At 72.0% G+C, this 25,809-nt stretch carries 16 protein-coding genes and 4 pseudogenes; 17 read left to right on the top strand and 3 right to left on the bottom strand.

All coding sequences use genetic code 11. The features are described from left to right. Nucleotides 1-6 precede the first annotated feature (6 nt). The 3 genes and pseudogenes from BBK82_RS39760 to BBK82_RS53260 all read left to right on the top strand — a co-directional run. Nucleotides 7-3,498 (top strand): ThuA domain-containing protein, encoded by a 3,492-nt coding sequence (locus tag BBK82_RS39760; RefSeq protein ID WP_065919538.1) that lies wholly within the window; start codon nucleotides 7-9, stop codon nucleotides 3,496-3,498. Nucleotides 3,499-3,573: 75 nt separating this feature from the next. Next, nucleotides 3,574-4,242, top strand: coding sequence for a hypothetical protein (locus BBK82_RS39755; RefSeq protein ID WP_065919537.1), 669 nt, complete (start codon nucleotides 3,574-3,576; stop codon nucleotides 4,240-4,242). 3 nt (nucleotides 4,243-4,245) lie between these two features. Then, nucleotides 4,246-4,989 (top strand): annotated as a pseudogene (locus tag BBK82_RS53260) (polyprenyl synthetase family protein); the annotation flags it as partial. A gap of 272 nt (nucleotides 4,990-5,261) precedes the next feature. On the opposite strand, the gene BBK82_RS39750 reads toward BBK82_RS53260, so the two are convergent. Further along, nucleotides 5,262-6,437: an ROK family transcriptional regulator gene (locus tag BBK82_RS39750; RefSeq protein ID WP_065919536.1), complete on the bottom strand. Its 1,176-nt coding sequence runs from the start codon at nucleotides 6,435-6,437 to the stop codon at nucleotides 5,262-5,264. A gap of 156 nt (nucleotides 6,438-6,593) precedes the next feature. Here BBK82_RS39750 and BBK82_RS39745 point away from each other — a divergent pair. The 13 genes and pseudogenes from BBK82_RS39745 to BBK82_RS39685 all read left to right on the top strand — a co-directional run bounded on the left by BBK82_RS39745 (nucleotide 6,594) and on the right by BBK82_RS39685 (nucleotide 22,453). Then, nucleotides 6,594-8,076, top strand: a pseudogene (locus tag BBK82_RS39745) (sugar ABC transporter ATP-binding protein). An 11-nt stretch (nucleotides 8,077-8,087) separates the two neighbouring features. Continuing rightward, nucleotides 8,088-9,074 carry an ABC transporter permease gene (locus tag BBK82_RS39740; RefSeq protein ID WP_065919535.1) on the top strand — a complete coding sequence of 329 codons (987 nt, stop codon included), beginning with the start codon at nucleotides 8,088-8,090 and terminating at the stop codon, nucleotides 9,072-9,074. Further along, on the top strand, nucleotides 9,071-10,072 hold the full coding sequence (locus BBK82_RS39735; protein WP_065919534.1) for an ABC transporter permease: 1,002 nt from the start codon (nucleotides 9,071-9,073) through the stop codon (nucleotides 10,070-10,072). The genes BBK82_RS39740 and BBK82_RS39735 overlap by 4 nt, the downstream gene beginning before the upstream one ends. 59 nt (nucleotides 10,073-10,131) lie before the next feature. Beyond that, entirely contained in the window at nucleotides 10,132-11,325 is a 1,194-nt protein-coding gene (locus BBK82_RS39730) for a substrate-binding domain-containing protein (RefSeq protein WP_065919533.1), read from the top strand. 8 nt (nucleotides 11,326-11,333) lie between these two features. Beyond that, a pseudogene (locus BBK82_RS39725) lies at nucleotides 11,334-12,111 on the top strand (SCO3242 family prenyltransferase). Continuing rightward, nucleotides 12,108-13,428: pseudogene (locus tag BBK82_RS53255) on the top strand (EboA domain-containing protein). The pseudogenes BBK82_RS39725 and BBK82_RS53255 overlap by 4 nt, the downstream one beginning before the upstream one ends. Further along, nucleotides 13,428-14,282: a TatD family hydrolase gene (locus tag BBK82_RS39715; protein WP_065921727.1), complete on the top strand. Its 855-nt coding sequence runs from the start codon at nucleotides 13,428-13,430 to the stop codon at nucleotides 14,280-14,282. Before BBK82_RS53255 ends, BBK82_RS39715 begins: the two are co-directional and overlap by 1 nt. After that, complete coding sequence (gene eboE, locus BBK82_RS39710; protein ID WP_065919532.1) at nucleotides 14,279-15,361, top strand: metabolite traffic protein EboE; 1,083 nt, start codon at nucleotides 14,279-14,281, stop codon at nucleotides 15,359-15,361. Before BBK82_RS39715 ends, eboE begins: the two co-directional genes overlap by 4 nt. Next, the gene (locus tag BBK82_RS39705; RefSeq protein ID WP_071812770.1) at nucleotides 15,358-16,746 is read left to right on the top strand and encodes an alkaline phosphatase family protein; all 1,389 of its coding nucleotides are present in this window, start codon (nucleotides 15,358-15,360) and stop codon (nucleotides 16,744-16,746) included. Before eboE ends, BBK82_RS39705 begins: the two co-directional genes overlap by 4 nt. Continuing rightward, complete coding sequence (locus BBK82_RS39700) at nucleotides 16,743-17,060, top strand: helix-turn-helix domain-containing protein (protein WP_065919531.1); 318 nt, start codon at nucleotides 16,743-16,745, stop codon at nucleotides 17,058-17,060. The genes BBK82_RS39705 and BBK82_RS39700 overlap by 4 nt, the downstream gene beginning before the upstream one ends. An 88-nt stretch (nucleotides 17,061-17,148) precedes the next feature. Then, a complete protein-coding gene (locus BBK82_RS39695; protein WP_065921726.1) occupies nucleotides 17,149-18,549 on the top strand; it encodes a BNR-4 repeat-containing protein in 1,401 nt (466 codons plus the stop codon). Nucleotides 18,550-18,719: 170 nt separating this feature from the next. Further along, the gene (locus BBK82_RS39690; RefSeq protein ID WP_237047828.1) at nucleotides 18,720-20,123 is read left to right on the top strand and encodes an RICIN domain-containing protein; all 1,404 of its coding nucleotides are present in this window, start codon (nucleotides 18,720-18,722) and stop codon (nucleotides 20,121-20,123) included. Nucleotides 20,124-20,191: 68 nt separating this feature from the next. Next, the gene (locus BBK82_RS39685; protein WP_065919529.1) at nucleotides 20,192-22,453 is read left to right on the top strand and encodes a glycosyl hydrolase family 95 catalytic domain-containing protein; all 2,262 of its coding nucleotides are present in this window, start codon (nucleotides 20,192-20,194) and stop codon (nucleotides 22,451-22,453) included. Here BBK82_RS39685 and BBK82_RS39680 read toward each other — a convergent pair. Both BBK82_RS39680 and BBK82_RS39675 read right to left on the bottom strand, forming a co-directional pair. After that, nucleotides 22,425-23,309 carry a cellulose-binding domain-containing protein gene (locus tag BBK82_RS39680; protein ID WP_065919528.1) on the bottom strand — a complete coding sequence of 295 codons (885 nt, stop codon included), beginning with the start codon at nucleotides 23,307-23,309 and terminating at the stop codon, nucleotides 22,425-22,427. The genes BBK82_RS39685 and BBK82_RS39680 overlap by 29 nt on opposite strands. A gap of 142 nt (nucleotides 23,310-23,451) precedes the next feature. Next, nucleotides 23,452-24,453, bottom strand: a complete 1,002-nt coding sequence (locus BBK82_RS39675; protein ID WP_065919527.1) for a LacI family DNA-binding transcriptional regulator — start codon at nucleotides 24,451-24,453, stop codon at nucleotides 23,452-23,454. Nucleotides 24,454-24,685: 232 nt separating this feature from the next. Between BBK82_RS39675 and BBK82_RS39670 the strand changes: the two genes are divergently transcribed. Then, nucleotides 24,686-25,678: a LacI family DNA-binding transcriptional regulator gene (locus BBK82_RS39670; protein ID WP_065919526.1), complete on the top strand. Its 993-nt coding sequence runs from the start codon at nucleotides 24,686-24,688 to the stop codon at nucleotides 25,676-25,678. Nucleotides 25,679-25,809 lie beyond the last annotated feature (131 nt).

The following is a 25,809-nucleotide window of genomic DNA, read 5'->3' as shown; positions in this document are numbered from 1 at the left end:
GTGGCAATGCAACGCAGAATCACGCGATTACTGTCAGTGGTGGCCGGTGTGCTGGTGGTGATGGGGCTCGTGGTGCCGATAACCCCGGCCCAAGCCCACGGCCTGCATGTCCTGTTGTTCTCGAAGACCGCCTCGGGCGCCTACCGGCACGACTCCATTCCCGCCGGCATCACGATGTTCGAGCAGCTGGCCGCCGAACGCGGCTGGGAGCTCACCAAGAGCGAGGACGCGTCGGTCTTCAACGACGCCACGCTCGCCACGTTCAACGTCGTCGTGATGCTGCAGACCTCGGGCATGGTGTGGGACACCGCCGCGCAGCGCACCGCGATGCAGACGTACATGCGCAACGGCGGTGGCGTGGTCGCGATCCACAACGCCACCGACATGAACATCGAGTCGCAGTTCCCGTGGTGGGACCAGATGCTCGGCATGACGATGACGCAGCACTCGTCGATCGTGTCCGGCACGGTGAAGGTCGCTGACCGCAAGCACCCGTCCGGAGCCGGTCTTCCTGACCGGTGGACGCGCACCGAGGAGTGGTACAACTTCACCCGCTCCGCACGCGGTGACGTGCACGTGCTCGCCACCGCGGACGAGTCGACCTACGACCCCGGGCCGTCCAGGATGGGCGTCGACCACCCGATCTCCTGGTGCCGCAACTTCGAGGGCGGCCGGGTGTGGGCCACCGGCATGGGGCACCAGGCGTCGAGCTACTCCGAACCCCTGTTCCGCCAGCACATCACCGGCGGCGTCGAGACCGCCGGTGGCACGGTGGCGGCCGACTGCGGTCCCACGGTGTGGGGCAGCTTCCAGAAGGTGCAGCTCGACAGCTCCACCATCGCGCCGAGCACGCTCGACGTCGCACCGGACGGCCGGGTGTTCTTCACCGAGTACAACGGCAACCTCAAGATCTACAAGCCGGACACCAGGAGCACGGTCGTCGCGGGCACGCTCAGCGTCTACGGCGGCGGGCAGACCTCGGAGGACGGTCTCGTCGGTCTCGCGCTCGACCCGGCGTTCGCCACGAACCGGTGGGTGTACCTGAACTACTCGCCGTCCGGGTCGCAGGAGATCGCGCGGATCTCCCGGTTCACGATGAACGGCGACCGGCTCGACACCTCGACCGAGAAGGTCCTGCTGACCCTGCCCGCGTCGCGGCGGGAGGAACCGGGCCACACCGGTGGTCAGCTCGCGTTCGGTCCGAACGGCAACCTCTACATCAGCGTCGGCGACGACACGAACCCCAACGGCGACTCGGCAGGCTACGCGCCGATCGACGAGCGCTCCGGCCGGTCGCTCTACGACGCGCAGGGCACCGCGGCCAACACCAACGACCTGCGCGGCAAGATCCTGCGGATCCACCCGGAGGCCGACGGCACCTACACGGTCCCGGCGGGCAACATGTTCGCGCCGGGCACGGCCAGGACCCGGCCGGAGATCTACGCGATGGGCTTCCGCAACGCGTTCCGCTTCAGCGTGCACCCGACCACCGGCGTGGTCTACGCGGCCGACTACGGCCCGGACGCGGGCTCGGACAACCCCAACCGCGGTCCCGCGGGCCTGGTGGAGTGGAACGTCATCAAGTCGCCCGGCAACTACGGCTGGCCGTACTGCGTGGCGAACAACATCGCCTACAACGACTGGAACTTCGCCAACAACACCTCCGGTGCCAAGTTCAACTGCGCGGCGCCGGTGAACAACTCGCCGAACAACACCGGTCTCACCACCTTGCCCGCGGCTCGCGCGGCGGACATGTGGTACGGCAACGGGTCCAACGGCAACGTGTGGCCCGAGATGGGCACCGGCGGCGAGGCACCGATGGCGTTCCCCGCCTACCAGTACAACCCGAACAACCCGTCCACCACGAAGTTCCCGGCCTACTTCGACCAGACGCCGTTCTTCGGCGAGTGGTCGCGCAACCGGATGTGGGAGTTCCGGCTCGACTCGTCCGGGAACCTGTTGAAAATCAACAACTTCCTGTCGAACATGTCCTTCGCCTCGCCGATGGACGCGAAGTTCGGCCCTGACGGGTCGATGTACCTGCTGACCTGGGGCACGGGCTGGGACGACAACAAACCGCTGCCGGGAGCCGGGTTGTGGCGCATCGACTACACCGCGTCCGGTGAGCAGAGCCCGGTCGCGCAGGCCTCGGCGACGCCGTTGTCCGGCGGCTCGCCGTTGACGGTGCGGTTCTCCAGCGCCGGGTCGAGCGACCCCGGTGGCTCCGCACTGACCTACCGGTGGGTGTTCGGCGACGGCACCACGTCGGCCGAGGCGAACCCCACGCACACCTACACCGGCCGCGGCCGGTTCACCGCCCAGCTCACCGTCACCAACGCGAAGGGCAAGACGGGCACCGCGAACGTGACGGTGACGTCGGGCAACACCGAGCCGGTCGTGCGGTTCACCGGTCCCGCGAACGGCGGGATGGTGAACTTCGGTGACACCGTCCCGTACACGGTGTCGGTGACCGACCCGGAGGACGGGACGATCGACTGCTCCAGGGTCACCGTGCAGTCGAACATGGGCCACGACTCGCACAAGCACCCGATCGGTTCACCGGCGAGCGGCTGCACGGGAACGCTGCAGACGAGCGTCGACTCCGGGCACCAGGGGCTCAACGTGCACGTCATCGGGTCGGCCGAGTACACCGACGGTGGGGCGAGCGGGGTGCCCGCGCTGACCGGCGGCGCCCAGGTCGTGCTGCAGCCCAAGCAGAAGCAGGCCGAGTTCTTCACCGGCCAGTCCGGTGTGCGGGTGGTGTCGCAGCCGGGTGCCGAGTCGGGCGCCCGGATCGGTGACATCGGCAACGGCGACTGGATCTCGTTCACCCCGGTCAGCTTCACCGGCATCAACCAGGTGTCGTTCCGGGTGTCGGCGCCGTCGGGCGGCGGCGGGACCATCGAGCTGCGGTCGGGTTCGCCGACGGGCGCGCTGGTCGCGTCGGCTCCGGTGTCGAGCACCGGCGGCTGGGACAACTACGTCAGCCTGCCCGCGGTGAACGTGACCGCGCCGTCCGGTTCCGTCGAGCTGTTCGCGGTGTTCCGCACCTCCTCGTCGACGAGCTTCGACCTCGACTCGATCACCTACGTCGGGCCGGGTGTGGGCACTGGCGGCGGTGGCGGTGGCGCGAAGGAGATCGTCGGCGCTTCCGGCAAGTGCGTCGACGTGAACGGCGCCAGCTCGACCGACGGCGCCAAGGTGCAGCTGTGGACGTGCAACGGCGGCGCCAACCAGAAGTGGACGCAGAACGGCACCACGGTGCGCGCCTTGGACAAGTGCCTCGAGGTCACCGGCAACAGCCAGACCGACGGCACGGCCGTCCGGCTGTGGACGTGCAACGGCGGGTCGGGCCAGAACTGGACCGCGCAGTCCGACGGCACGATCCGCAACGGCTCCAAGTGCCTGGACGCCAACGGCGCCGGCTCCGCGGACGGGACCCAGCTCATCATCTGGACCTGTCACAGCGGGACGAACCAGAGGTGGACCTTCCGCTAGCGGAAGGGCGGCCGGCGGCTCTCAGGTACCGCCGGCCGCCCTTCTCGCACGTCGAGGTGCGTCGAGGAGGACACGATGGGCAGAACCGTGCGGACCCGTGCGGTCAAACCGGTCGCGCGTGCCGTTCCCGCCCCGCGGTCGCAGGGGCGGGTGTGGGCGGCGTTCGTCACCGCGTTCCTGCTCGGGCTGGCGGTGGCGTTCCTGGTCGGTTCGTGGACCGGCCCGGACGCGACGCAGCAGCGGATCGCCGAGCTCGAACGCGAGGAGGCCGACCGCGACGCCGCCCAGCTCGGCCCGCTGACCGACCAGGCCAGGCAGACGCGGGACCGGTTGGCCCCGGTGCTGGCGGCGATGGCCCAGGCCGAGGCGACGCCCACCGCCGAGGTGGTGAGCGGCTGGCGGGACGTCGTGGCGGAGGTGGCTCGGACGTACGAGCAGTCGCCGTCGGCGGGCAACGGGATCAACGTGGCGCGGTCCGGAATGCGGACGGCGGTACAGCAACTGGCTGCGGCGGTGAAGACTTTCGAGCTGGCGGCCGGTCAGCAGGAACCGGGCCGCGGCGTGCTGGTGGCGTTGGCGCGGGAGCAGCGGACGCTCGCGGTGCGGACGTGGTCGGTGGCGGCCGTGCAGCTCGACGTCATCAACATCGAGGCCGGGCGCGGACATGTGCACGTGCAGCTCTCGACCGACGGGGACACCGGTGGGCTCGCGGTCGACGGTGCGCCGGAGGGGAGCGGGCGGTGACCGGTGGGAGATCTCGCGGTTGACCCGGTGCGGCTCCTGACCGAGGCACGTGCGGTGGTCGACCCGGTGCAGCGGGCGGCGGTCGACGGGCTCGGGCCCGCGTTGCGGCGGGTCGCCGGGTACCACATCGGGTGGTGGGACGCGGACGGACGGCCTGCGCGGGCGACGGGGAAGGCGTTGCGTCCCGCGCTGACGCTCGCGAGTGCTCGTGCGGCCGGCGGTGGGGTCTCGTCCGATGTGGTCGCGGCGGCCACAGCGGTCGAGCTGCTGCACGACTTCTCGCTCCTGCACGACGACGTCATGGACGGCGATGAGACGCGGCGGCACCGGCCGTCCGCGTGGGTGGCGTTCGGGACCACGGCGGCGATCCTCGCCGGGGACGCGTTGATCGGTCTCGCGCTGCGCCAGGTCCCGCCCGAGGTGGCTCGGGTGCTCGCGGACGTGCTGGTCGAGCTGTGCGAGGGGCAGTCGGCGGACGTGGCGGCGCTGTCGGCGTCGCCGGCGGACTGCCTCGTGACGGCGGAGCGCAAGACGGGTGCGTTGCTCGGTGCGGCGTGCCGGCTCGGGGCCGTGGCCGCGGGGGCCGACGAGTGCGTGGCCGAGCACCACCGCGGGTTCGGTGTGCACCTGGGGGTCGCGTTCCAGGCGGTTGACGACCTGCTCGGCATCTGGGGCGACCCGGCCAGGACCGGGAAACCGGCCCACGCCGACATCCGTGCGCGCCGCCGGTCCTTGCCCGTCGTGGCGGCGCTCGCCGCGGACTCGCCGGAGGCGCGCAGGGTGGCGCGGCTCTACGGCGAGGCCCACCGGCCGGAGGACACCGGGGGACCGGAGGAGATCGCCCGCCTCGTGGCCGAAGCCGGCGGACGGGCCTGGCGGAGGCCGAGGCGGACCGCCGGGTGCGGCAGGCGTTCGACTGCCTCCGGCAGGCGCACCCGCACCCCGCCGGCGCCGCGGAACTGCACGCACTGGCCAGGCTGGTCGTGGCGAGGGACCGCTGACGTCCTCGGCCGCACACCTCAGCCCAGCTGCTGGTCCACGACGGCGGGGGACAGGACGTGGTGGATCACCATGGCCGCCGCACCGAGCACGCCGGCCACCTCGCCGGTCCGTGACGGCACGATGCGCAGGTTTTCCGTGGCCAGCGGCAGCGAACGCCGGTAGACCGCCTCCCGCACCCCGGCCAGCAGCATCTCGCCGGCCGCGGCGAGGTCGCCGCCGACCACGATGAGCGAGGGGTTGACCATGCTGACGCACGCGGCGAGCACCTCGCCGATGGTGCGGCCGGCCTGCCGGATCGCCTGGCCCGCCTCGACGTTGCCCGCGCGGACCAGTGCGACCACGTCGGCGCTCGTGTGCGCGTCGACTCCCTTGGCACGCAGCCGGGCCGCGACCGCGGACCCGCTCGCGACGGCCTCCAGACAGCCGGAGTTGCCGCAGCCGCAGTCGGCGTCGTCGCCGTCGGGCACCCGGATGTGGCCGAGGTCCCCCGCCGCGCCGGCCGCGCCGCGGTGCAGGACGCCGTTGCTGATGAAGCCGGAGCCGATGCCGGTCGCCACCTTCACCACGATCATGTGGTCGGTGCCGGGGAACGAGTGCGCGTGCTCGCCCAGCGCCATCAGGTTGACCTCGTTGTCCACCAGCACCGGCACGCCGAACTCGGCCCGCAGGTGGCCGGGCACGTCGAAGCCGTTCCAGGTCGGCATGATCGGCGGGTTGTTCGGCCGCCCGGTGGAGTGCTCGACCGGACCGGGCAGACCGATGCCGACACCGGCGAGCGACACCGCGGACAGCCCGGCCTCGCTCACCATCTCCCGCCAGGTCCTGGCCAGCGCCCCCAGGACGCGTTCCGGGCCCGTCGCCACGTCCAGGGCGAGCCGGCGGGACGCCAGCAGGCCACCGGCGAGGTCGGTGACGGCGACCGTGGCGTGGCTGGCGCCGACGTCGGCGGCCAGGACCGTGCGCGCGCCCGCGTTGAACGCGAGCCGCCCGGCCGGCCGGCCACCGGTCGCCACCGTGATCACGCCGTCGGTGAGGAACCCCGCCCCCTGCAACGCGTCGAGCCGGGTCCGGACCGCGGCACGGGTCAGGCCCGTCTGGTTCGCCAGCTCGGCGCGGGTGCGTGGCACTCCGTCGAGCAGCAGCCGCAGCAGCTGTCCAGGAGACGCCGCAGGGGCCCAAGGTACGTCCGGCACCGGATCAGTGAACCAAATAGACGGAGTAATGGCGATGTTCATCCCGAAGACATGTGTGCTTTGGCAGTGAATCGCCAACTTTTGATTGACAGCCGCCAATAGTCGGCTCTACGTTCGCCTCATGACTGTGACCCGCGTAACACCGGGGGTGGCGGCATGACGGACGTCGTGCGGCTGGAGGGGATCGGCAAGAGCTTCTTCGGCGTGCCGGTGCTGCGCGGCGTCGACCTCGTCCTGCGGGCAGGAGAGGTCCACGCGCTGGTGGGGGAGAACGGCGCGGGCAAGTCCACCCTGCTCAAGGTGCTGGCGGGCGTGCACCGGCCGGACGAGGGCCGGGTCGTCGTCGGCGGCGAGGAGGTGTCGTTCGCCGCGCCGCGGGACGCGCAGGCCGCGGGCATCGCGATCATCCACCAGGAGCTCACGCTGCTCGAGCACCGCGGTGGCCGAGAACGTCTTCCTCGGGCGCGAACCCGTGCGCCGCGGCCAGGTGGACCGGCGCGCGATGGAGGCGGAGACCCGGCGGCTGCTCGGCTGGCTGGGCGAGGAGGGGATCGAGCCCGGCACCGAGGTGGCGCGGCTGTCCGTGGCGCGCAAGCAGGTCGTGGAGATCGTCAAGGCGCTGTCGGCGGACGCCACGGTCCTCGCGATGGACGAGCCGACCGCCGCGCTGGCCGACGGCGAGGTCGAGCTGCTGTACGGCCTGGTGCGCAGGCTGCGCGACCGCGGGATCGCCGTTCTGTACGTGTCGCACCGGATGCGCGAGGTGTTCGACCTCAGCTCGCGGATCACGGTGCTCAAGGACGGCGCGTTCGTCACCTCCGCGCCGACCGCCGAGCTGACCACCGACCAGGTCGTGCGGCACATGGTCGGCCGTCCACTCGAGACGCTCTATCCCGGGCGCGTCACCGAGCCCGGTGAGGTGCGGCTGGCGGTGCGCGCCGCGGGCAACAGCCGGGTGCGGGACCTGACGTTCGAGGTGCGGGCGGGCGAGGTCGTCGGTGTCGCCGGGCTGCAGGGCTCCGGCCGGTCCGCGATCGCGCGGGCGATCTGGGGCGTGGAGCCGTTCACCACCGGGACGCTGGAGCTCGACGGCGTGCCGACCCGCGTCACCGGTCCGCGGACGGCGGTGCGCAAGGGCATCGGCTTCGTCACCGAGGACCGCAAGGGCGAAGGGCTCGCGTTGCGGCAGTCGGTGCGGGACAACACCTTGCTGGTCCGCCGCGCGACCGCTCGGGGCGCGGCCTCCCGCCGTGACACCGACCTGCGGTCGCTCCTCGACTCGGTCGCCGTCGTCGCACGGGGTCCGCACCAGGAGGTGCGCTACCTCTCCGGCGGCAACCAGCAGAAGGTCGTGCTGGCCAGGTGGCTCGCCGTGCGGCCGCGCGTGCTGCTCGTGGACGAGCCGACCCGCGGTGTCGACGTCGGCGCGAAGCACGCGCTGTACCGGCTGTTGCGCGACCTGGCGGCGGAAGGCCTCGCGATCCTGCTGATCTCCTCCGAGCTGCCGGAGCTGATCGGGCTGAGCGACCGGATCCTCGTGATGCGCGAGGGAACTCTCGCGGGCGAGCTGCCCGCCGGTGCCGACGAGGAGACCGTGATGGGCCTGGCCACCGGCCACCTGGTCGGAGAACCCGCGTGAGCGCCGCAGGCGTGGCGGCCCGCGAGCTGCCCGTGCGGCACCGCGCGTTCGCGTTCACCCCGGTCGTGGTCGTCTACCTGGCGCTGGCGGCGTTGCTCGTCGTCGGCAGCGTGCTGGTGGCGCTCGACGGGGGAGTGCTCCTCGACCACGGCGGCGTCCTCAACATCCTCACCCGCAGCACGGTGCTCGGCCTGGTCGCGATCGGGCAGACGCTGGTGATCGTCACCGGCTCGCTCGACCTGTCCGTGGCCTACCTCGCGGGCCTGTGCTCGCTCGTCGCCGCCGAGACCATGGCGGGCAGCACGGCCATGATCGTGCCCGGCGTGCTGGCGGCGCTGGCCGTCGCGGCAGTGGTCGGACTGGTCAACGGTTTGGTGATCACCGTCCTGAAGGCGAACGCGTTCATCGCCACGCTGGGCGTCGCGCTGGTGCTGCGCGGCTATCTGGAGCACAACTACACCGGACCGGCCGGCAGCGTGCCGCGTGCGTTCCAGCACGTCGGCTACGACCGCATCGGCCCCGTCCCGGTGTCCGCGCTGCTGATGCTGGCGCTCGCGGCGGCGGCCTGGTGGTACCTGCGGCGCACCCGCACCGGCTACCACATGTACGCCGTCGGCGGTGACATCGACGTGGCCCGGCTGTCCGGGGTGCGCACCGGGCGGACGATCGTCACGGCGCACGTCGTGTGCGCCGTCATGGCCGGTCTCGCCGGGGTGTTCCTGGCCTCGCGGCTGGGTTCCGGCGCACCGTACGTCGGCACCGACGCCGGCTACGACCTGGAGTCCATCGCCGCCGTCGTGCTCGGCGGCACAGCGCTCGCGGGCGGTCGCGGCGGAGTGGCCGGGACCATCGGCGGGGTGCTGATCCTGGCCACGCTGGACACGATCTTCGACGACCTCGGGGTGAACTCGTTCTTCAAGGACGTCGTGCGCGGTGTCGTGCTCGTCGTGGCGGTGGCGCTGTACGCCCGCGGCCGGCACACGGGGAGGCAGGCGTGACCCGGCTGCGGCTCGCCGACGGCACGGCACCCGTGCTGGTCGTGCTGGTGGTCCTGCTGGCGGCACTGGCTTTCGCCGGTCCCGCGTACGCCGAGCCGAGCGGTTACCTCGCGTTGCTGAAGCGAGCGGCGCCGCTGGTGGTGCTCGCGGTGGGGCAGTACTTCGTCGTCGTGTCGGGTGGGTTCGACCTCTCGGTCGGCTCGCTCGTCACGGCCGAGGTGGTGATCGCGGCCCGGCTCGTCGACGGTGACGACGCGAACACCTCGTGGGTGATCGCGCTGCTGCTCGGCTTCGGGCTGCTGGTCGGCCTGGTCAACGGGCTGGTCACCACGAAGCTGCTGGTGCCGTCGTTCATCGTGACGCTCGGGATGCTGCTGGTCCTCGACGGTGCGGTGTTCCTGTGGACCGGTGGCGCACCGCGCGGTGCGCTGTCGCCGTCGTTCCGCGTGGCCGGCCGGGGCGGTGCCGACGTGCCACTGCTCGGGCAGGTGCCGTGGTCGGTGGTCGTCCTGCTGGTCGTGGTCGGCGCGGCGGTGTGGTTCATGCGCGGCCCGACCGGGCGCCTGCTCGTCGCGGTGGGGGACAACGAGAAGGCCGTCCGGCTCGCGGGCGGCCGGGTCGACCGGTTGCGGCTGCTCGCGTTCGTGCTGTCGGCGCTGCTCGCCACGGTCGCGGCGATCCTGCTCGCCGGGTTCGCCGGGGTCTCCGCCCAGGTCGGCCAGGGGCTCGAGTTCCGCGCCATCACCGCGGTGGTGCTCGGCGGGGTCGTGCTCGGTGGCGGCCGGGGTTCGGTGGTCGCCGCTGCCGCCGGCGCGGTGACGCTGGAAGCGCTGTTCTCCCTGTTGAACCTGCTCGGTGTGTCCGGCGCGCTGGAGTCCGCGGTGCAGGGCGTGATCATCATCGCCGCCGTGGCCTACGCCGCCCGCGGTGCCGCACTGCGCCGGTTGTTCCCGCGGCGCCGACCCACTGCGAAACCGTCCACTGTGGACAGAATCTGACCGCACCACCTGTCCCGACCACACGTCTGAGCCCCGTCGAAGAAGCCGAGGAGCAGCACATGAAGAGGAATTGGCCCGTTGTGGCACTGGCCGGTGCGTTGGCGTTGGCCGGGTGCTCCAGCGACCTTCCCGCCGACACCGGCACCGGCGGCAGCTCCGGACCGGCGAAGGCGAACGCCAAGTCGGAGTTCTTCGACCAGACCGAGTTCGCGCGCCAGCTGCGGTTCCGCACCGCCAAGGCGACCGGGCTCGACGGCCAGGACGGCACGGCCGGGCCCTGGGAGCAGGCGCTCGAACCCGAGCTCGTCGACACGGCCAAGTACGCCAAGCCCGGCGGCGGGTACCACCTCTGCTTCTCCAACGCCTCGGTCGACAACCCGTGGCGGCAGGTCGGGTTCAAGACCATGCAGGAGGAGGTGAAGCTGCACCCGGAGATCACCAAGTTCACCGTGCTGGACGCGGAGGCCAAGGACGACAAGCAGATCAGCGACATCCAGTCGCTCGCCTCCCAGGGCTGCAGCGCGCTCGTCGTCTCGCCGAACACCACCGCCACGCTCACCCCGGCGGTCGAGGCCGCGTGCGCGACGGGCGTGCCGGTGATCGTGTTCGACCGCGGCGTCAAGACGAGCTGCCCGGTCACGTTCATCCACCCGATCGGCGGGTTCGCGTTCGGTGCCGACGGCGCCGAGTTCCTCAAGGAGAAGGTGGCTCCGGGAGGCAAGGTCCTCGCGCTGCGCATCCTGCCCGGCGTGGACGTGCTGGAGCAGCGCTGGGCCGCGGCCGACGAGGTCTTCTCCGGCAGCCAGGTGAAGGTCGTCGGGGTCGAGTTCACCGACGGCGACGCCGCCAAGACCAAGAGCATCGTCAACGAGTACATCCAGCGCGAGGGCAAGATCGACGGCGTCTGGATGGACGCCGGTGCCACCGCCGTCGCCGCGGTCGAGGCGTTCCAGGACGCCGGCGTGGCCATTCCGCCGTTCGTGGGCGAGGACCAGCAGGACTTCCTGCGCATCTGGGCCGACGAGGGAATGACGGCGGTCGCCCCGACCTACCCGACCTACCAGTGGCGCACACCGGTCATCGCCGCGCTGCGCGTGCTCGGCGGCAGGCAGGTGCCGCGCGAGTGGGTGCTGCCGCAGCCGAAGGTCACCCAGGACACGCTGAAGGACTTCATCAAGCAGGACATGCCACCGCTGCACTACGCGATGTGCGGTTGTGAGCAGATGCCCGGTTACCCCGCGCCGTGGAAGTGACCGGGGTGATGAAGGCGTACGTGGAGCTGGTGCGCGCGCCGGCGGCGCTCACCGTGCTGGGCGACACCCTGATCGGTGCACGGCAACCGCTGCGGGGCAGAGGTCTGTTGCTGCCGCTGGCGTCGGTGTCGCTGTACTGGGCCGGGATGGCGCTCAACGACTGGGCGGACCGGGAGCTGGACGCGGTCGAACGGCCGGAGCGCCCGATCCCGTCCGGGCGGGTCGCACCGGACGCGGCGCTCGCGACGGCGGCGGGCCTGACCGCGCTCGGTGTCGGTCTCGCCGCGGCCGCCGGGCGCAACGCACTGCCGCTCGCCGGCCGTGTGGGCCTATGACACCGCGTTGAAGGCCACGCCCGCCGGCCCGTTCGCGATGGCCGCGTGCCGCGCGCTCGACGTCCTGCTGGGTGGGCGGGCCGTGCTGCCTGCCGGGCTGATGGCCGCGCACACCCTGGGCGTCACGGTGCTGTCGCGCGGCGAGGTGCACGGCACGTCTCCCGCCACGGCGAAGGCGGTGTTGTCGGGCACGGTCCTCACCGCGGTCGCCGCGGCCGTGTCGTCCCGGCGGATCCCCGGGATCGCGGCGGCGCTGGGCTACGCGGTGGCGGTCGGACGCGCGCAGTGGGACGTGGTCCGCGACCCCACCGCGCAGAAGGTCCGCACCGCCACGAAGGAGGGCGTCCACGGCATGGTGCTGCTGCAGTCCGCGCTCGCCGAGCACGGTGCCGCGCTGCCGGTCGTGCTGCCGCTGGCGCAGGCGCTGAGCAGGAGGGTGAGCCCGACATGACGTTCCACCTCGGCTACGGCACCAACGGGTTCAGCAACCACCGCCTCGACGACGCGCTCGCCGTGATCGCCGATCTCGGGTACACCGCCGTGGCGCTGACCCTCGACCACCACCACCTCGACCCGTTCGCCGACGACGTCACCCGGCAGACAGAACGTGTCGCCACCCGCCTGCAGCAGCTCGGTCTGCGCGTCGTGGTGGAGACCGGCGCCCGGTACCTGCTCGACCCGCGCCGCAAGCACCACCCGACGCTGGTGAGCACCGGCCAGGACCGCCGGGTCGACTTCCTGGTGCGGGCCAAGCGGATCGCGGCGGACCTCGGCGCGGACTGCGTGTCGTTCTGGTCGGGCACCGGCTCGCCGGACGACTGGGACCACCTGCGCTCGGGTGTGGCCGCGGTGCTGGAGAACGGCCCGTCCGTCCCCATCGGACTCGAACCGGAACCCGGCATGGTCGTGCAGTGGCTGGAGCAGGCGCTGCGGCTGCGCACCGAGCTCGGCGACCCCGAGCAGCTGCGGGTCACCCTCGACGTCGGCCACTGCGTCGCCGTCGAACCGCAGGACGCGGCGGCGTGCATCCGGCAGGCGGGCGAGCTGCTGGTCAACGTGCAGCTCGACGACATGCTGCCCGGCGTGCACGAGCACCTGGAGTTCGGCGACGGGCACCTCGACCTGCCCGCCACCCTCGGCGCGCTCACCGACATCGGCTACACCGGCGTCGCCGCGGTCGAGCTGCCCCGGCACAGCCACGCCGCGCCGGACGTGGCGGCCCGCGCTGCGGGCGTTGCGGGCCGCGCGGTGGCTGGCCGAGGCCGAACGGGCGGTGCGGGCCGATCCGGACGCGATCGACACCCTGTTCCCGGCCGTGGCAGGGCGGTCGGCGCGGGGAGGACGCGGCCAGGTCCGGCTGCTCACCGCGTTCGCCGAGGCGTCCGAGGACCCGGTCGACGGCCTCACCCGGCTCTACCGGTACGGCACCTCCGCCGAACGGCGCGGTGTCCTGCACGGCCTCGCCGAGCTGGGCGACCGGGCTCCCGCCGGTGTCGCGCTGGTCGAGGACGCGTTGCGCAGCAACGAGACCGGCCTGGTCGCCGCGGCGCTCGGCGCGTTCGCCACCCGGCACCTGGGCCGGCACGCGTGGCGCCACGGCGTGCTCAAGTGCCTGTTCATGGGCATCCCGCTGACCGTGGTCGACGGCCTGGACCGGCAGTCGGACCCCGAGCTGCTGCGCATGGTGGCCGCGTTCGCCGAGGAACGCCGAGCCGCCGGCCGTCCCGTGCCCGCCGACGCCCTGGCCCTGCTCGGAAAGGCTTCGTGATGCGCATCTTCGACCCGCACATCCACATGACGTCCCGCACGACCGACGACTACGAGGCCATGCGCGACGCCGGGGTGGAGGCACTCGTCGAGCCCGCGTTCTGGCTCGGCCAGCCGCGCACAAGCGTCGGGTCGTTCGTCGACTACTTCGACGCCCTGCTCGGGTGGGAACGCTTCCGCGCCGCCCAGTTCGGAATCGCCCACCACTGCGCGCTCGCGTTGAACCCCAAGGAGGCCAACGACCCGCGGTGCGTCGAGGTGCTCGACGTGCTGCCGCGCTACCTGGCCAAGGACGGCGTGGTCGCGGTCGGCGAGGTCGGCTACGACTCGATGACGCCGGAGGAGGACGACGCGTTCGCCCACCAGCTGGAACTGGCCGTGCGGCACGACCTCCCGGTGCTCGTGCACACGCCGCACCGCGACAAGCAGGCGGGCACCCGGCGGACGCTCGACGTGGTCCGCGAGTCCGGCCTGGCACCGGAGCGGGTGCTCGTCGACCACCTCAACGAGACCACCGTGCGGATGGTCGCGGACGCGGGCTGCTGGACGGGGTTCTCCGTCTACCCCGACACGAAGATGGACGAGAAGCGGATGGTCGCGCTGCTCACCGAGCACGGCACCGACCGGATGCTGGTCAACTCCGCGGCCGACTGGGGCCGCTCGGACCCGTTGAAGACCCGCAAGACCGGGCTGGCGATGCTCGACGCGGGGTTCAGCGCCGCCGACGTCGAGAAGGTGTTGTGGCACAACCCGGTTGAGTTCTACGGCCAGAGCGGCCGGCTCGCGCTCGACCCGGTGGCGGCGGGCGCGGTCGACGCGGCCACCGGCAGCTCGGTGCTGCGGGGTGAGCGGTGATCGCCTACTGCACCAACGTCCACCCGGCGCCCGACCTGTCCGGCATCCTCACGCAGCTCGACCGGTACGCGGTGCCCGTGCGGGAGGCGCTGGACGCCGACACGCTGCCGCTGGGGCTGTGGCTCCCCGCGCCGGTCGCTCGCGGTCTGACCGAGGACCGGTCCGCTCGGCGCGCCTTCGCCGCCGAACTGGCGGCGCGCGGACTGACGGTGTCGACGCTGAACGCGTTCCCGTACGGCGACTTCCACGAGGAGGTCGTCAAGCACAAGGTGTACTTCCCGACGTGGACCGACCCGCGCCGACTTGAGTACACGAAGGACTGCGCGACGGTGCTGGCCGACCTGTTGCCCGACACCGCTGGGTACGGCAGCGTCTCCACCCTGCCGCTGGCGTGGCGGGAGCCGTGGACGTTGATGGACGACGGCACCGCGGCGACGGCGCTGGCCGAGCTCACCCGGTTCCTGCGCGAGCGGCCCGACCGGCCGATCAAGCTGGCCGTCGAACCGGAACCGGGTTGTGTGCTCGACACCGTCGCCGACGCGGTCGGCTGGCTCGCCGGGCGGGTGGACCCGGAGTTCGTCGGGATCTGCCTGGACACGTGCCACCTCGCGGTGTCGTTCGCCGATCCCGTGGAGACGGTCGAGTCGATCCGCCGGGCGGGGCTCGCGGTGGTGAAGGTGCAGGCGTCGGCGGCGTTGGAGGTCGCGGAACCCGGCACCGAGGAGGGCAGGCGGGCGGTCGCGGCCTACAGCGAGCCCCGCTACCTGCACCAGGTGCGGGAGAACGCCCCCGGTGGCGTGCTGGCCGCGGACGACCTGCCGGAGGCGTTCGACGCGCTGCCCGCCGAGCACCCGTGGCGCGTGCACTTCCACGTGCCGCTGCACGCCGTTCCGCCCGCACCGCTCACGTCGACCACCGACGTGCTCGTGGCCGCGGTCGCCGCGGTGGACCCCGGTGTGCACGTCGAGGTCGAGACCTACACCTGGACCGTGCTGCCGGGCGCGGGCGACCTGGCCGACGGCATCGCGGCGGAGCTGCGGTGGGCGCACGAGCACCTGGCGGCGGGGGTGGCGCCGTGACACCGCTGGTGGTGCTGAACGTCGTCGGCATGACGCCGGCGTTGCTCGCCCACATGCCGAACCTCGCGCGGCTGGGCTGGCAGGCCGAGCTCGGCACGGTGCTGCCGGCCGTGACGTGCAGCGCGCAGGCCACGTTGCTCACCGGCCTCACCCCGGCCGGGCACGGGATCGTCGGCAACGGCTGGTACTTCCGCGACCTCGGCGAGGTCCACCTGTGGCGCCAGCACAACCGGCTCGTCGGCGGCGAGAAGCTGTGGGAGACCGCCCGCCGCCTCCGGCCCGGCTACACCGCTGCCAACATCTGCTGGTGGTACGCGATGGGCGCGTCGACCGACATCACCGTCACGCCCCGGCCGATCTACCACGCGGACGGTCGCAAGTCACCGGACTGCTACGTCCGCCCACCGCGGCTGCACGACGAGCTCGTCGGTGCCCTGGGCGAGTTCCCGTTGTTCCAGTACTGGGGTCCCACCGCGACCCTGGCGTCGAGTGAGTGGATCATCGGTGCCGCCCGGCAGGTCCTCGCCGAGCACCGCCCCGACCTGCTGCTGGTCTACGTGCCACACCTGGACTACGACCTGCAGCGGTTCGGCCCGTCCTCCCCGCAGGCGGTGAAGGCTGCGGCGGACGTGGACCGCGCGCTGGCGCCGTTGCTGGCCGATGCCGCGAACGCCACCGTGGTCGCGTTGTCGGAGTACGGGATCACCGACGCCCGCCGGCCGGTCGACATCAACCGCGCGCTGCGGGCCGCCGGGTTGCTGGAGGTCCACACGCAGGCCGGGATGGAGTACCTGGACCCGTGGACGTCCCGCGCGTTCGCGGTGGCCGACCACCAGATCGCGCACGTGTACGTCGCCGACCCGGCCGACCTGCCGCGCACACGGGCAGTGCTCGCCGAGGTGCCGGGTGTCGACGTGCTCCACGACCGCGAGGCGCAGGCGGCCGTCGGACTGGACCACGAGCGGTCCGGCGAGCTGGTCGCGGTGGCCGAGCCGGACGCCTGGTTCACCTACTACTACTGGACCGACGACGACCGTGCGCCGGACTTCGCCCGCGGTGTCGACATCCACCGCAAGCCGGGTTACGACCCGGCGGAACTGTTCTTCGACCCGGCCGACCCGCTGGCGAAGGCCAAGGCGGGCCTGAACCTGGTCCGCAAGAAGCTCGGTCTGCGGTACGCGATGAACGTCGTGCCGCTGGACCCGTCGTGCGTGCGCGGCACGCACGGCAGACCGCCCGACCGCGCGGCCGACGGGCCGGTGCTGCTGTGCTCGGACCCGATGGCACCGCCGTCGGTCGAGCGCACCGGACGCGTCGCCGCGACCGAAGTACGGAACCTGTTGCTAGCGCTGCAGGGCATGCCCGCAGAGGAGTTCAGCCGATGACCAGACCGCTCACGCCGCGCCCCACCCGGCGGGACAGCCACCTGACGGCGGTCCCCGCGGTGGGCCAGGACCACACCGTGGCCGTGGGCAAGGAACCCACGGCGGCGACCCGGCGATTGTTGCGGCTCATGGGCACCGGCGCGACCGACCGCGCGATCGCCCGCGAGCTGGACGTCAGCCTGCGCACCCTGCACCGGCGGATCGCCCGGCTGCAGTCGTTGCTGGGCGTGCAGTCCCGCTTCCAGCTCGGTGTGCTCGCCGCTGAGCTGGAGTGGCTCGTGGTGTCCCCGCCGCGCCAGGCAGTGGGGGAGTGACGGGCCCGCCCCGCCGGTTCGGTCGGCAGCGTGGTGTCGAACGACGGCGCCCTTGCGTTCGCTCCCGTTCGACACCACGCTGCCGACCATGGCCAGGATTTCCGCGCACCTGCTGACCGCGGCCAGTCTCGTCGCCGCACTGGGCACCCCCGTTCCCGCGCAGGCCGCGCCGGGTGTCAGCCTCGCCGCGGACACCCTGCTCGACGCCTCGGCGCTGTACTTCGTCTCCTACGACGGGGTGGTGAACAACAACTCGTTCCAGCAAGACGCGATCCTCACCTACCAGGGACGGCAGTACGCCACCTGGTACACCGCGAGCCGCAACGCCGTGATCGCCCGGCGGACCGTGGGTGCCGCGAGCTGGGAGAAGGTGGTGCTGCCGCACCAGCTCAGCACCAACGACTCGCACAACGTGATCTCGCTGGGCATCTCGCCGCAGGACGGCACGATCCACGTCGCGCTGGACACGCACAACACCCGGTTGTTCTACCTTCGTTCCGCCCCCGGTCTCGCGTCCGGCGCGCAACCGTGGACGGCCGCGTCGTTCGGCGCGGTGCAGCGCACGCTGGGCGGTGTGGAGCTCGGCGCGATGACCTACCCGCAGTTCGTGGTCACGCCGGAGGGCGCGCTGCAGTTCAGCTACCGCACCGGAGGCTCCGGCAACGGCGTGAACGAGCTCGCCGAGTACACCGGCGGGACCTGGCGCAAGCTGGGTGCGTGGTCGTCGGCGACCGGCAGCTACACCGGCCCCAACGGCGTCGTGTCGACCACCCGCAACATGTACCTGCACGGCCTGACCTACGACCGCGGCGGCCGGTTGCACGCCGCGTTCACCTGGCGCGAGGGCAACTCCGGCGTGCTGTGCAACCCCGGTGGCCTCACCAACCACGACACCGGCTACGTCTACAGCGACGACCGCGGCCGCACCTGGCGCAACGGTGCCGGCACCGTCGTGGGCACGACCGGCGGCACCCCGGTGGGTGTCGGCTCACCCGGCCTGGTCGCCGACTCGCTCGACCCGGACCACGGCCTGATGAACCAGGAGAGCCAGGCCGTGGACTCCTCCGGCCGGCCGCACGTGGTGATCAGCTACGTGCCCGGCCGGTTCACCCAGTGCGTCACGAGCTATGCGCAGCAGCGCACCCAGTACGGCCGCACCTTCCACGTCCACCGCGGCGCCGACGGCCGCTGGACGAAGGTGGAGGTGCCGGTCCCGCCAGGGCACACCCAGCGCACGAAGATCGTGTTCGACCGCGCCGACAACGCCTACCTGGTGATGCCGCGCGGGAGGATCGTGTCGGCCTCGCGCGCGAGCGGGTGGACGGACTGGACGACGGTGTTCGACCGGCCGTCGCTGCGGGCGTTCGGTGAGGTCAACGTGGACACGTCGCGCGTTGTGTCGCAAGGGATCCTGTCGGTGCAGTACCAGCAGACGTCGAGCGGGACGACGCCGTCACCGATCCGGGTCGCGGACTTCCGGCTGGGCTGACGGCTACGCCCGTCAGTCCAGAACGACACGTGAAGTCCACAAAGGATCTTCGGTTGTCGAACGGGTGTGGCGACGTTCTGTCAAACACCTTCGTCGCCTTGACGCTCGCTCGGCGACGCTGCTCTCATGGGCCGATGAGACTCCGGAAAGCGCTTACCACATTACGCCTGTTGACCTCTGTTCTCCTCGTGGCGGGCCTGCTGACCGCGGGTGCCGGCACCGCGCAGGCCTCCACCGCCGGGTTCAGGGGCGTCAACTGGGCCGACCAGCGGGACAACTTCGTCAACGGCGTGCTCCACCCGTCGGGGCTGAGCGCGTCGGACACCTACTCCTCGGCCGCCGCGGTCGCCGACCGGGTCGTCGGCGGGCTCTACGCCGCCACCGGGGCGAACACCGTGCGGATCCCGGTGAACGAGCCGACGGTGGCGACCTACTGGGGCACCTACACCGGTGCGATCGACATGGCGCTCACCAAGGGCAACGTGATCTTCGCGTACTGGGCGCACACCGGCGGGCGGCCGCCGAACCTGGCGGCGTTCCACCAGATGTGGGACCGGGTGATCGCCAAGTACGGCTCGCACCCCAACGCCTACTTCGAGGTCATCAACGAGCCGCACGGCTACAGCACCACCGACCTCAACAACATGTACCACGACTGGCTGAACAGGTACTCGTCCGTCCCGCGCGGCCGGGTGGTCCTCGACGGCGCCGGCCTCGCCCAGAACGTCCCCGCCGTCGGCGGCGACAGCCGGCTCAACGGCACGTTGCTCGCCGTGCACGACTACTCGTTCTTCGCGGGCTACGAGAGCGAGACCGAGTGGGCCGACCACATCGGCGGCTACATCGGTGCCTACGCGAGCCGCACCATCGCCACCGAGTGGGGTGGCGCGATGGGGCCCGGTACCAAGAACGGCGTGTACTTCGACGCGATCGACTACGGCGTTCCCAGCGGCTCGTACATGGCCGACTACGTCCGCGGGGTCAGCACCAAGCTCCGCAGCCTCGGCATGGGCAGCGTCTACTGGCCGGGCCTGCGCGACGGCGACTGGTACAGCATGACCACCCGCACCGGCAGCGGGCAGAACATCGCGCTGTCGCTGACGAACCCGTCCGGCCTCCAGCAGCTGCGCCACGCCTGGGGCCTCGGCGACGGCGGCTCCACCACCGTCGAGATCCGCAACATCGCGACCGGCTGGTACGTCGACGGCCTGGGCCGCACCACCGACGGCGCGGCCGGGCAGGGCAGCGGCGGCACCAGCACCAGCCAGCGCTGGGTCGTGGAGAACGCCGGCTCGTTCGTGCGGTTCCGCAACGTCGTCACCGGCCTGTACCTCGACGGCGCCGGCCGCACCGCCAACGGGTCCGACACCGGCCAGCGCGCGGGCAGCACCGCCACGAGCCAGCAGTGGACCGTCGTGACCGGCAAGGCCAGGGGCAACGACGTGCGCATCCGCAACCGCGCCTCCGGGCTGTACCTGGACGGGATGGGGCGCACGGCGACGGCGGCGAACCTCGGCCAGTGGGGTGACAGCAACAGCACGAACCAGCAGTGGCGAATCGTCGCCGCGGGCTGAGCACGTCGCCGAACTCGCGGTGCGGCAGTTCCTTGACGGCGGGGAACGTCTCGTGGTGACCTTGCCGCGTGGATCGAAGCGCTTCGATTTCGGGTGCCGAAGACACCGCGCTGTGGTTCCGCGCGCCGGCGGCGGTGTGGGAGGAGGCGTTGCCGCTGGGAACGGGCCGGCTGGGCGCGATGGCGTTCGGCGGTGTGAGCGGCGAGCTGTTCCAGCTCAACGACGACCGGTTGTGGTCGGGCGGACCGGCCGCCGCCGTGTCGGGGGATCCGGCGGTGGTCGGCCGGGCCCGGCAGCGTGTCCTGGCCGGTGACGCCGTCGGGGCGGAGGAGTCGCTCAAGACGGTGCAGGGGCCGGACACGGCGCGGTACCTGCCGCTCGCCGACCTGCGGCTGGAGGTGCGGGTCGGCGACGGGGAGGTGGGGGAGTACGAGCGGCGGCTCGACCTGGCGACCGGGGTGTACTCGGTGCGCTACCGGGTCGGTGGAGCGGGGGTGGTGCGGGAGGCGGTGTGCCATCCCGGGTTGCACGTGCTGGCGTGGCGGGTGCGGGTCGACCGGCCGGGCGAGGTCGGGGTGGAGGTGCGGCTCGGCAACGCCCTGGGGGCGAAGGAGTTCGCGGACGGGCAGGTCGTGGGCCTCGCCGGTGCCGCGCCAGGCGACCCTGCCGCGTTCGCCGACTCGGCCGAGTCGGCGACAGTGGCAGGCGGGGTGGGCATGGCGTACGCCGCCGCCGTCCTCGTGCACCGGGACGACGCGCACACGGTCACCCTCTACGCGGCCACCGAGGCGGGCTACCGCGGCCCGGCCTCCGAACCGGAGCGCGACCCCGTCGTGTGCGCCCGGTTCGCCACCGACCGCGTCGAACAGGCCCGCGCGCTCGGGTGGTCCCGGTTGCGCCGGGAAGCCGTTGCCGCGCACCGGGAGCCGTTCGACCGGGTCACCATCGACCTCGGTCCCGCACCGGACCTGCCCACCGGCGAACGGGTCGCGGCCCCCGACCCGGCCTTGTCGGCACTGCTGTTCCGGTTCGGGCGGTACCTGCTGATCACGAGCTCACGGCCGGGCACCCTGCCCGCCAACCTGCAGGGCGTGTGGAACCCGCACGTCGACCCGCCGTGGCGCGGCAACTACACCCTCAACATCAACCTGCAGATGAACTACTGGCCGGTCGAGGTCACCGGTCTGCCCGAGTGCCACGAGCCGCTGCTGGAGTTCGTCGAACGCCTTGCCGCGCAGGGCGAGCACGTTGCACGTGAGCTGTACGGCGCACCGGGCTGGACGGCGCACCACAACAGCGACCCGTGGTGCCTCGCCACCCCGGTCGGGGCCGGCACGGGGGATCCGGCGTGGGCGAACTGGCCGATGGCCGGGGCGTGGCTCGCACTGCACCTGTGGGAGCACTTCGAGTTCGGCGGCGACCGGGGGTGGTTGCGCGCTGAGGCGTGGCCGGTGCTGCGCGGCGCCGCCGAGTTCTGCGCGGCCTGGCTCGTCGACCACGACGGCGTGCTCACCACCGCGCCGTCGACGTCACCGGAGAACCACTACCTCGACACCGCCGGGCGCCCGGTCGCGGTCGGTGTCGGATCCACAATGGACCTCACGCTCATCGCTGAGCTCTTCGCCCGTCTCGTTGCCGCTGCCGAGGTGCTCGAAGCCGAGGACGAGGTCGTCGCCAGGGCAAGGGAACTGTTGCCACGACTGCCATCCCCGCCGATCGGCAGCCGTGGTCAGCTGCTGGAGTGGGCCGACGAACTGCCGGACGCCGAACCCGGCCACCGGCACGTGTCCCACCTCGTCGGCCTGTACCCCGGCAGCCGGATCGACGTGCACGGCACACCCGAGCTCGCCGCGGCAGCCAGGCAGGCGTTGCTGGACCGGGGTGACGCGGGCACCGGGTGGTCTCTCGCGTGGAAGACGGCGCTGTGGGCCCGGCTGGGCGATGGTGAACGGGCCGGTGAGCTGCTGCGGTTGTTCCTGACCAACGTCACGGCGAAGAGCGGCGGTGGCGTCTACCGGAACCTGTTCTGCGCCCACCCGCCGTTCCAGATCGACGGCAACTTCGGCATCACGGCCGCCATCGCCGAGATGCTCCTGCAGAGCCACGCGGACGAGCTGCGGGTGCTGCCCGCCCTGCCACCGAGCTGGCGGCGCGGTGAGGTGCGCGGACTGCGCGCCCACGGTGGCCTCACCGTCGACATCGCCTGGGACGAAGGGGAACTGACCGAGTTGGTGGTGCACGGCAACATGGTGCGAACGGTCGCGGTGCGGTACCGCGACCGCCTCTTCCGCCAGCAGGTGATCAGACGACCGAGCAGGCGTGCCCGTTGAGGCTGAACGCACGCGGGGAGGCGCTGGAACCACTGCTGTTCGCCGTGAAGCCGGTCAGCACCGACTCGCCGCGCGGGATCGTCCGGTTGCAGGACAGGGCGGTCGCGGAGACGTCCGCGCCTGCCTGCCGGTGCGTCACGTTCCACATCTCCGTCACCGTCTGGCCGTTGGCGAACTTCCACTGCAACGTCCAGCCGGTGACGTCGGTCGTGCCGGTGTTGCGGATCGTGACGTCGGTGCGGAACCCGCCGGGCCAGGAGTGGGTGACGCGGTACTCGACCGAGCAGCCGGTCACCGCTCGCGGCGCGGGCGCCGTGGTCGTGGCCGGGACCGGTGCCGGCGGCGGATCCCGGGTGTTCGGCAGGACGCAGGGCGGTCCCCACCGGCCGAGCCGCTTCGCCGACGCGGACGCCTCGGCCTCGTGCAACGCGCGGTCGTCCCCCGCCTCGCTGCGCACCATGCCGAGCTCGACGGCCAGCACCGCGTGGTCCGTGCCGTCGGCCAGCCGCAGTGACCCGGCCGCCGTCGGTTCGACCGGCTTCTCGAGCAGCACGGTCCGCGCGAACGCGGTGGCGGCGTCCGCCCAGCACCCGTCGGGCGCGGCCAGACCCTTGACCTGGACCTCCTCGCCGTCGGAGAGCTGGACGGTCCGCACGTCCACGACCTCCTGGACGGTCCTGCCCAGCTCCTCCTCGTCCGGCGGCTCGACGATGGGCACGTCCGCCTGCGACGGTTGGGCCGGGGGAGGCGGACGGTCGTCGCCGCTGCACGCGCTCGCGGCGCCGGCAAGCAGGACGACGGTGGCGAGCAGCCAGCCGAGGGGGTCCGTGCGGACAACGCCCAGAAGTCTTCTCATCGTTCCCCTGCGCCAAGAGCGATCGGGATCGAGAGGTCACGACGTCGGCGGCGATGCGGAAGATCTTTCCCGTGATCGGAACGCACCGTCCACATTCGACACATTCGGCTCGGGCACCGTCGAACGCGCGGGGGAGTCGCCGTCAGAGCGCGGCGGTGCTCCCGCGATCGGTGAGCCGCGGCTGCAGCAGGCGCACCTCCGGCGCGTGGTCGTGCGCGAGCCGGGTCATCACCATCTCGACCGCGATCACGCCCAGCTCCTGCGCGGGGACGGCGATCGACGTGAGCGGGACGGGCAGGTCCCGCGCGAGGTCGTCCGGGCACAGCGTGATCACCGACAGGTCGCCGGGCACGTCCAGCGAGCGGCGGCGCAGCTCGAGCAGCAGCTGGCCGAGGATCGCCTCGTTGTGCACGACCAGGCCGGTGGTGCCGCGGTCGGGGTGCAGCACCTCGTCCAGGCACGCCGCGACCGAGTCGTAGCCGGGCGCGCAGGAGTGCACCGACGCGGGCAGGTTCCGCCTGGTGGTCTCGCCCTGGAACCCGGCGAGCAGCCGGGCGGCGTAGCTGGTGCCGCGCTCGTAGACCGACGGGTGCGAGCCGATCAACGCGATCGAGCGGTGGCCGCGGTCGGCCAGGTGCGCGGCCATCTGCCTGCCCGCGGTGGTGAAGTCGAGGTCGACGCAGCTGAGGCCCTCGTGGTCGTCGGGCATGCCGATCAGCACCACCGGGGCGTCGACCGCGCGCAGCTCCGGCACCCGCGGGTCGGCGCTCTCGACGTCCATCATGATGACCGCGTCCGCCATGGACCGCGCCGTGACGCGGTGGGCCTCGCCCGGGCCGGCCTCCTTGGTCAGCAGCAGCACGTCGTAGTCGTAGCCGCGGGCGGACGCGACGATCGACGACACGAACTGCATGATCACCGGCATGTTCTGGTCGGATCTCAGCGGGACGACCAGGCCGAGCACCTGGGACCGGTTCGACGCGAGTGCGCGCGCACCGGCGTTCGGGTGGTAGCCCAGCGCGACGATGCTCTGCTCGACCCGCCGCTTGGTCTCCTCGGAGATGCTGCGCTTCCCGCTGAGCACGTACGACACCGTGCTCATCGAGACGCCTGCGTGGCGGGCGACCTCTTTGATGGTGATCATGCCCGCCCTCCGGGTCGCCGCGAGTGTGGCGATCATCGTAGTGCGCCGCGAACGGCGCCGCGCACGCGTGCGACGGCTTCGGTGTGGCCGCGCCGGCACGGGCGGGCCGTCGAAGGCCTGCCACCATTCGTCGAAACCGTCGAACGGATGTCGTTCTCTTGACGCCCTCGTTTCGACTGTGCCACGGTGCTGAATTACGTTCGAAGCGCTTCGATTTTGCGGAGGTGACGGCGTGGTCACCATTGTCGACGTGGCGAGGCACGCGGGAGTCGCGCCCAGCACGGTTTCCTACGTGCTGACCGGCAACCGTCCGGTCTCGGCGGGCACCAGGGTGCGGGTGCGGGAGAGCATCCAGTTGCTGGGCTACCACCCGCACGCGGGTGCGCGGGCGCTGGCGAGCAGCCGGTCGAACGTGATCGGCCTGGTGCTGCCACTACGCGAGGGGGTGCAGCTGCCGGTGGTCATGCGGTTCGTCACCTCGGTCGTCACCGCCGCGCGCCGGCACGACATGGACGTGCTGCTGGTGACCGCCGACCAGGGAGCGGCCGGGCTGCGGCGGCTGGCGCACTGCGCGCGGGTCGACGGGTGCGTGATGATGGACGTCGGGCTGGACGACGAACGGCTCCCGGTGCTGCGCGAGCTCGGCCGCCCGGCCGTCCTGCTCGGGCACCCGGCCGCGGTCAAGGGCTTGACCTGCGTCGACCTCGACTTCGAGGCGGCGGGCGCGCGGTGTGTCGACCACCTGGCCGAGCTCGGCCACCGCAGCATCGGGTTCCTCGGCGCGTCGAGCGCGGTCTACGCGCGCAACACCGGCTTCGCGCAACGGACGCTGGCCGGCTTCAGCTCCGCGGCGATGCGGCGCGGTGTCGCGTCGACCGCGATGCCGGCCGAGCCGCGGTACGACTCCGTGCAGGCGGTGGTCGGCACGCTGTTGCGCGAGCTGCCCAGGATGACCGCGCTGGTCGTGCACAACGAGGCGGTGCTCGGCTGGGTGCTCGAATGCCTGCGCGCCGAGGGCAGGCGGGTGCCCGACGACGTGGCCGTGGTGGCGATCTGCCCGGACGAGCTCGCGGAACGGCTGCGGCTCACCTCGGTCCAGCTCCCGGCCGAGGCGCTGGGGCGGCGGGCGGTCGAGCTGCTGGTCGCCCAGCTGAACGGTCAGCAGACGCCACCGCTGACGCTGCTCGAGCCCAACCTGTCCGTGCGCACCGGACCGCACCGGTGAGCTGATCCGAGATGGTTTTGCCACAAATGCAGTCGAATTGTTTCGCGTAGTTGTGTTCGATCGGTTCGATGTTAGCTTCGTGGTGAACCGCTTCGACACCAGCGGTGCGAATTCCGTTCAACGAAGTGCGG

The organism is Lentzea guizhouensis (genome assembly GCF_001701025.1).
Lineage (GTDB): Bacteria > Actinomycetota > Actinomycetes > Mycobacteriales > Pseudonocardiaceae > Lentzea > Lentzea guizhouensis.
This window is presented reverse-complemented; position numbering and strand designations above follow the sequence as displayed.